Below are 6821 nucleotides of genomic sequence, written 5' to 3'. Positions count from 1 at the left end.
CTTTGTTTTATCAGATTGATGCTCAAACGACTTGCTGCTCCAGTTACCCCCTAAAAAGATCTCAAATGGGTTCTATAATACTGCTTCATCTGTGTCACGAATGGTGAGGAAAAATCCATGGAGAAAGGATTCGATCGTGTTGTAAATGAGCCAAAATCATTAGCGAAGCCCGACAGTTCTCAACCCATCTCCATGCAACACTTACTGCGCCTTCAACTTATTTTGATGACATACCAGACCCGAGAGTAGACAGAACCAAACAACATTTACTTAAAGACATTCTGGTCATTACCATATTAGCTGCGATCGCCGGTGCCGGCGGGGTGGGAAGACATCGAAAATTATGGACTCAGCAAGCAACAATGGTTAGAAAAATAACAATGGTTAGAAAATTTTTTAGAGTTACCCAATGGCATCCCCAGCGATGATACATTTAGTCTGGTGTTTGAAAAGCTAGATCCGAAAGTTTTTTCTTCATAAGTTATCACCATGGTTGCAACAAATTATGGGTTCAGTCTTCCAAGAAATTATGTATCTACAGGCTATTGGGTGGGTTTTACCAGCCATCTATGTCGGAAACAAACAATAATATAACAGCGCACTCTTAAAATCATCCCAACTGCGATCGCCCTGATTCACCTGCTTTTTCTGCTAACTTATGCTCTTTGAAAGCTTCTAACAGCTTTCTCTTTTAAAATTTAGGTACAATTCGATTCCGATCGCCCTTTGGTCTTCATGGAAAAGGCAAAAGTGCAGAGGGTAAAAGGGTAAAGAAGAGTCTTCGCCGGGAAAACTAGGACGGCGGAGAAACCGACGCTACCGCTACGCGAAAACCCCAGGGCCTCCAACTGTGATCCGCCGATAGCCACTCACGAACGCCACTGCGGCAACGGACTGCATAGATTTCCCAGGAACCCCCACGCAGCACCCGGCGATCCTCTCTGCCAGTTTCCCACGAACTTCCGTCAGTTGGTGCGCCGCTATAGTTTTCGTGCCACCTATCGCTGCACCATTCCCAAACATTGCCGTGCATATCGTACATCCCAAAGGCATTCGGAGGAAAACTCCCGACAGCAGTTGTTTTTCTGCTGTTAAGTCCTTGGGGGGCGTTTGCGTGGGGGGAGTATCCCCCATAGTTGACTAATTTCGGGGTAATGGTTTCCCCAAAATAAAATGGGGTTGTTGTACCCCCACGACAGGCGTATTCCCATTCTGCTTCACTCAGGAGGCGATATTTTTTCCCGGTTTGTTGCGAGAGTTGGCGACAGAATCCGACGGCCATATTCCACGATACACATTCAACAGGACGTTTTACACCTTTGAAAAAGGATCGGTTGCATCCCATCACTGCTTGCCACTGTGCTTGGGTGATGGGATATTTACCTGCAAAAAAAGCGGGTACAGTTACTTGATGCTGCGGACTTTCATTATCTCTTCTATCTTCCTCTGTGGCTGGGGTACCCATCATAAATGTGCCGCCGGGAATATAAACCATTTCCAGTACACTTCCATTCCCTAAATCTTCGGGGAACAAGTGAGCATAATCACGGCGGCGACTGTTTTCTTTTCCTTCAGCATCAACTGTGATGACATCAAAGTGAAAAGTAGGCAAATATTTTTGGAACTGCTGTTTTAGACTTGGTTCATCTCTATCTTTAAGCAGCGAATAGGCTGCAAATTTTACCGCGATTGATTCATCTTGCAGTGCCGCAATTATTAAATCTAAACCTGCGTCCCCATATCTGCTGAGTGCTTCAGACAGTGCAGCAACTTTCACCTCAACAATGGGAGAAGCTAACCGAATTTTAATACCGGGAATCCCGCCTAAGACAGCCGCACCTAATGGCACTTGAGATTCACCGCCAAGGACAGCATCGTATTCTCTGGGTTGATTTGGATTTTCTGTCATAATCGGGACTTACGTAAGTGTCACACATCTATCCAGTTTAAGAGTGGGTCAAACTCAGTTCTACGGTGATTATTCAGGGTCTAGAATTCTGACGCACCCTACTAATTATGCCAGTTGCGTAAATCTTGTATTACAAATCTCGATGTGTAAATTCCTTCGCATCTTTCCCTACATAACTCACGGCAACATGACCATCTCCAACAACTCGATACTTATAGGTAATCAAACCCTCTAAACCAACAGGCCCGCGAGGCGGCATTTGCTGCGTGCTAATCCCCACTTCTGCACCGAAGCCGTAGCGGAAACCGTCGGCAAATCGAGTCGAACAATTGTGATAAACTCCGGCCGCATCGACTCCATTTAAAAATGTTTCGGCGGTTTCGCTATCTTCGGTAACAATCACATCTGTGTGTCTGGAACCGTATGTATTGATATGGTTAATTGCCTCTTCCACAGAATCTACTATTTTGATTGACAAAATCAAATCGCTGTATTCTGTAGACCAATCTGTTTCTGTCGCTTCGGCAATATTTTCGAGGATGGCGCGAGTTTTTTCGTCTCCCCGCAGTTCTACTTTTTTCTGCTGCAAAGCTGCGGCGACAGCGGGCAAGAAAACGGGGGCGATCGCACTGTGAACTAACAAAGTTTCAATGGCATTGCAGGCGGCTGGATACTGGGTTTTTGCATCTACCGAAATCTCTACGGCTTTCTGAATATCCGCTGCTTTGTCTGCGTACAAATGACAAATTCCGTCGGCGTGTCCCAACACGGGAATTCGTGTATTTTCCTGCACGAACCGCACGAAGGAATTAGAACCTCTGGGAATAATCAAATCTACATATTCATCCATTTTGAGCAGTTCGATTGTTTCTTCCCGCGTGGTCAGCAATTGCACAACTTCTGGATTAACAGGAGTTTCTGCTAATGCTTGATGTATCACTTTTGTCAATATTTCGCAGGAACGAACAGCCTCTTTCCCGCCTTTGAGAATGACGCCGTTTCCCGATTTGATTGCCAAGGATACTATCTGAATTAACGCCTCTGGGCGCGCTTCAAAAATAATGCCTAAAACGCCCAAAGGACAGGTGACGCGCTTCAGAATTAATCCTGTATCCAATTCGCGGTGAATTTGCACGGAACCTACGGGATCTGGGAGTTTCGCAACGTCGCGCACGCCCGCGATCGCACTTTTCAACTTGCTCTCATCCAACTTTAGGCGATCGTACAGCGGTTTCGCAATTCCATCCGCCTCAGCCGCCTTGCAGTCAGCAGCATTCGCCGCCACAATATCCGGCGCAGCAGCTTCTAAAGCTTTAGCTATAGCCTCAATAGCTTGATTTTTGGCATCAGCGGACAAAACTGCCAATTTTCTAGCAGATACGCGCGTTTTTTGGGCAATTTCAATAATAGACATGGCAGTAAGTTTTAAATAATTTTGAGTTTTGGGTTTTGAGTTTTGGGCTTTGGGTTTTGACTTTTGAATTGAATCCCCAAAAAATAAATTTTGGGGCGGTTTTTAATCTTAACAATTCTCAAGGAAATTCTATATTTTTGTTGAGACCCCTTACAGCGATTTGTAATTACAGGTTACAACAGTGAAGTATAGATAAAATCTCACGGTCATTTCAATTTGTCAATAACCTTAGGAGATTATTATGTCATCTCACGCCCCTTTACGCAAGGCAGGGCGAGCAGCCAAAGCCGGGGTTAAACTGATACAGAAAACTGGCGGAAATCTCGTTTTAGCTTCCGGCGTCACCCTCAGCCTGCTGTTTGGTATGGTGTTAGCGCTATCTTTAGCCTCTGTTTTGATTCTCAACAGTCCCGATCCAGTCACCGGATTGGCGATCGCACTTCCGATTACCCTGATTTTTAACATCGCTGCTTTTTTCCTATCGCCTTACTTGATGGACTTAACCCAAAATTGGCTCTACAATACTCGCTGGGTTTCCCTAGCAGAAATTGAAAGCCTAAGTCCCGAAACAGCGAAAGTTATTCAGAAGGTTTGCAAGCAGAAAAAACTCCAGCAGCCGCGTTTAGGAATTATCGACGACCAAAACCCTACTGCTTTTACTTACGGTTCATTTCCAAACAGCGCTCGCTTAGTCGTCAGTCAAGGTCTTTTCACCTATTTAGACGACGATGAAATTGCCACTGTTTACGCCCACGAACTCGGTCACATCGTCCACTGGGACTTTGCAGTAATGACTTTAGCTTCGACTTTGGTGCAGATTACTTATTTAATTTACACAACAGCTCAAAGAATGGGTCGAAGTGGTGGCGACAAAGCTAAAGATGCGGCCGGTACGGTAGCTGCTGTTGCTTATTTGTTTTACATCGCAGGCACTTATTTATTGCTGTATTTGTCGCGGACGCGAGAATATTTTGCAGATTATTTTGCGGCCCAAACTACCGGCAACCCCAACGCTCTATCCCGCGCTTTGGTAAAAATTGCTTACGGTATTTTGGAAGAAGGACAAAGAGCAACTGAACCCAGCCGTTTGTTAGAAGGAACTCGCGCTTTAGGCATTTACGATGCGAAAGCTGCCACATCTACCGGCGCTGCTTACAGGATTTCTTCGGAACCAGAAAAGATTGGGCGAGTGTTTTTGTGGGATATTTTTAATCCGTGGGGTTGGTGGATGGAGTTGAACTCTACTCACCCGCTGACTGGTAAACGAGTTCGCGCTTTGAGCACTTATGCCGAACAATTAGGCTTGGATATTGAGTTTGACATGGGCCGAATTGTCGGCGAAGGCAACGATTTGAGCAAGCGGAGATTGTACGGCAATTTTGTGTTCGATTTGCTGCTGTACAGTGCAGAAACTCTGGGCTTAGCGGTGGGTTTTGCGATCGGCATTTCGCTGTCTGCTGCAAATCCGATGATGATGGTTGCTTGTCCTTTAATCGCTTTGGGCGCGGGAATTTTGCTGAAAACTCTGGTGATGTTCCCGAATTACCAACAAGCAGAACACTTGGATGTTTTAACCTTAATGTCTGACCCTTATGCAAGTCCTTTGCGGGGTCAACCTGCGAAACTGCAAGGCGAATTAATTGGTCGCGGCGATGCGGGTTATACCTTCGGTTCTGATTTGAAATTGCAAGACAGAACGGGAATGATTTATCTGCGATATGCTTCTCGTTTTGGACCAATTGGTAATTTTATGTTTGGGATGAAACGGGTTGAAAGTTTGATTGGAATGGATGTTAGTGCTTTGGGTTGGTTCCGCCGGGGTGTTGCACCTTGGATGGATTTGATTCAGCTTGAAAGCGATAGCGGTACGACGGTTAAGAGTTATCACCGCTTCTGGTCTGTTGTGATGGGTATAGGGGCGATCGCGATCGGTATTGTCTCGCTATTTATATCATTTCCTGCTTAAAAGTTGAAAGGAATAAAGTCCTTACTACAAACAATTTCATAGTGAAGACTTTATTCCTCTTAAGTCAGGGTTAAGGACTCAAGCATTAGTATCAACTTAAGCAGTTCACAGACCAACCTTTTCCCGATCAGACTTCCTGGGTGTTAAACCAGGGGCTTAACTGATGACCGATCGCTGTTAAGTGGTTGAGCTGATTTGAATTCCGGTGTGGAAGACAATTGCTTCAGATCGATAAATACCGAAAATTGGCTGGTATCCAACAAGCCTGAGTTAGGCTGTTTTTTCTTCTGCCATTTTTGACCGATCGCACAAAGTTTGCACATGATTTTAGATCTTTTTGATAAGATAATAGTTGTTCATCAAATCATGGGCTAGCCGCTTGATTTCAACGCTGGCAAACCCAGCTTCACTCAACATTTGTAGCGCTTTTTCTTGCCCCCACATCGCGCCCAATCCCATGCCGCCATAGGCTAAAGAAACACTCATACAGTGCATACAAGAAATGGTGTAGAGGAAGGGGGCAATGGGATGGTCTAGATTACCGCCGACATCCGTTGTGGCGTTGATATCTTGCATCAGGTAAACGCCATCGGATCGCAGCGCATTGTAGATGTTATGCAGCACAACATCTGGTCTGGCTTGATCGTGAATGGCATCGAATGTGGTAATCAAATTGTAGCGATCGCATTCATCCAATGTGGCGGCATCCTTTACCTCAAACTGGATATTGCTTAATTTCCGCAATTGGGCTTCGGTGTTGGCATTGGCGATTGCTTCTCCCGAAAAATCGTAGCCTGTGAATCGGCTATTCGGAAAGGCTTCAGCCAGCTTGTTGAGTGCTTGCCCGCAACCGCAGCCGACATCTAGCACCTCAATACCCTTTTCTAATGCTTCGGTAAGCCCGGGAATCAGTGGCAGAATGTGCTCAAATAGCGCCGATACCACGGTTTGATTGCTATCTTCTGCCATCACCGCGTGAAAACGTTTGAACTCGGAGTAGGGTACACCGCCGCCTTTGTAAAAGCAATCGATAATTCGATCCTCCACTGAACTCAGTAGGGGAATGAATTGAGCAAAGGGGGCAATGTTGTCGGAACTGGCACCTCTGGTCAGGAATGCTGCATATTCTGTCGGCAAGGAGTAGGTTTTGTCGATCGAATTATAATCCACTAAGCGACCCGTTACCATTGCACCCAGCCACTCCCTCACGTAGCGTTCGTTCAATCCGGCAGCATCGGCAATTTGTTGACTGGTTGAGGGCGGCAATTCTGCCATTGTGTCGAACAGTTCGGTGCGATGCCCGATCGAAATCATCACAGCGAGTGCGCCACTGTTGAGAGTGTCCAGCATCCGTCCGGCGAATGCTTCGGCTTTGGTTTGATCGAATGTTTGTGTCATCATAATTTAATGGTAATGGTGTTCAACAGTTATAGCAATCCTAAATGAGTCGTACAAATATAGCAATCCTAAATCATTATCATGATTGTAATACAATTATATGCAATACTTGATTGTGACAATTAAAAATGGAT

At 45.5% G+C, this 6821-nt stretch carries 6 protein-coding genes and 1 pseudogene; 3 read left to right on the top strand and 4 right to left on the bottom strand.

Annotated elements, in window-relative coordinates; translation table 11 throughout:
* Positions 1–155 precede the first annotated feature (155 nt).
* Positions 156–428, top strand: coding sequence for a transposase family protein (locus tag QUA13_RS30920; RefSeq protein WP_445242764.1), 273 nt, complete (start codon positions 156–158; stop codon positions 426–428).
* Positions 409–480, top strand: a pseudogene (locus QUA13_RS32940) (hypothetical protein); the annotation flags it as partial. The gene QUA13_RS30920 and the pseudogene QUA13_RS32940, both read left to right, overlap by 20 nt.
* A gap of 313 nt (positions 481–793) precedes the next feature.
* Here the strand turns inward: QUA13_RS32940 and QUA13_RS30915 are convergent.
* On the bottom strand, positions 794–1909 hold the full coding sequence (locus QUA13_RS30915; protein WP_333204720.1) for a formylglycine-generating enzyme family protein: 1116 nt from the start codon (positions 1907–1909) through the stop codon (positions 794–796).
* 130 nt (positions 1910–2039) lie between these two features.
* Complete coding sequence (locus tag QUA13_RS30910; RefSeq protein ID WP_333204718.1) at positions 2040–3323, bottom strand: glutamate-5-semialdehyde dehydrogenase; 1284 nt, start codon at positions 3321–3323, stop codon at positions 2040–2042.
* Positions 3324–3564: 241 nt separating this feature from the next.
* Between QUA13_RS30910 and QUA13_RS30905 the strand changes: the two genes are divergently transcribed.
* The gene (locus QUA13_RS30905) at positions 3565–5289 is read left to right on the top strand and encodes a zinc metalloprotease HtpX (protein ID WP_333204716.1); all 1725 of its coding nucleotides are present in this window, start codon (positions 3565–3567) and stop codon (positions 5287–5289) included.
* A 143-nt stretch (positions 5290–5432) separates the two neighbouring features.
* Here the strand turns inward: QUA13_RS30905 and QUA13_RS30900 are convergent, their stop codons facing one another.
* Both QUA13_RS30900 and QUA13_RS30895 read right to left on the bottom strand, forming a co-directional pair.
* Positions 5433–5612 (bottom strand): hypothetical protein, encoded by a 180-nt coding sequence (locus tag QUA13_RS30900; RefSeq protein WP_333204714.1) that lies wholly within the window; start codon positions 5610–5612, stop codon positions 5433–5435.
* 4 nt (positions 5613–5616) lie between these two features.
* A complete protein-coding gene (locus QUA13_RS30895) occupies positions 5617–6690 on the bottom strand; it encodes a class I SAM-dependent methyltransferase (RefSeq protein ID WP_333204712.1) in 1074 nt (357 codons plus the stop codon).
* Positions 6691–6821 lie beyond the last annotated feature (131 nt).

It is taken from the genome of Microcoleus sp. S28C3 (genome assembly GCF_036700785.1).
Taxonomy (GTDB): domain Bacteria; phylum Cyanobacteriota; class Cyanobacteriia; order Cyanobacteriales; family Microcoleaceae; genus Microcoleus; species Microcoleus asticus.
Note: the sequence above shows the minus strand (reverse complement) of the source record. Positions and strands in the feature narration are given on the sequence as shown.

Excerpts from the sequence above, each read along its gene's own strand:
- QUA13_RS30915 (WP_333204720.1), bottom strand. The coding sequence starts at position 1,909 with ATGACAGAAAATCCAAATCAACCCAGAGAATACGATGCTGTCCTTGGC.
- QUA13_RS30900 (WP_333204714.1), bottom strand. The coding sequence starts at position 5,612 with ATGTGCAAACTTTGTGCGATCGGTCAAAAATGGCAGAAGAAAAAACAG.
- QUA13_RS30910 (WP_333204718.1), bottom strand. The coding sequence starts at position 3,323 with ATGTCTATTATTGAAATTGCCCAAAAAACGCGCGTATCTGCTAGAAAA.
- QUA13_RS30905 (WP_333204716.1), top strand. The coding sequence starts at position 3,565 with ATGTCATCTCACGCCCCTTTACGCAAGGCAGGGCGAGCAGCCAAAGCC.
- QUA13_RS30895 (WP_333204712.1), bottom strand. The coding sequence starts at position 6,690 with ATGATGACACAAACATTCGATCAAACCAAAGCCGAAGCATTCGCCGGA.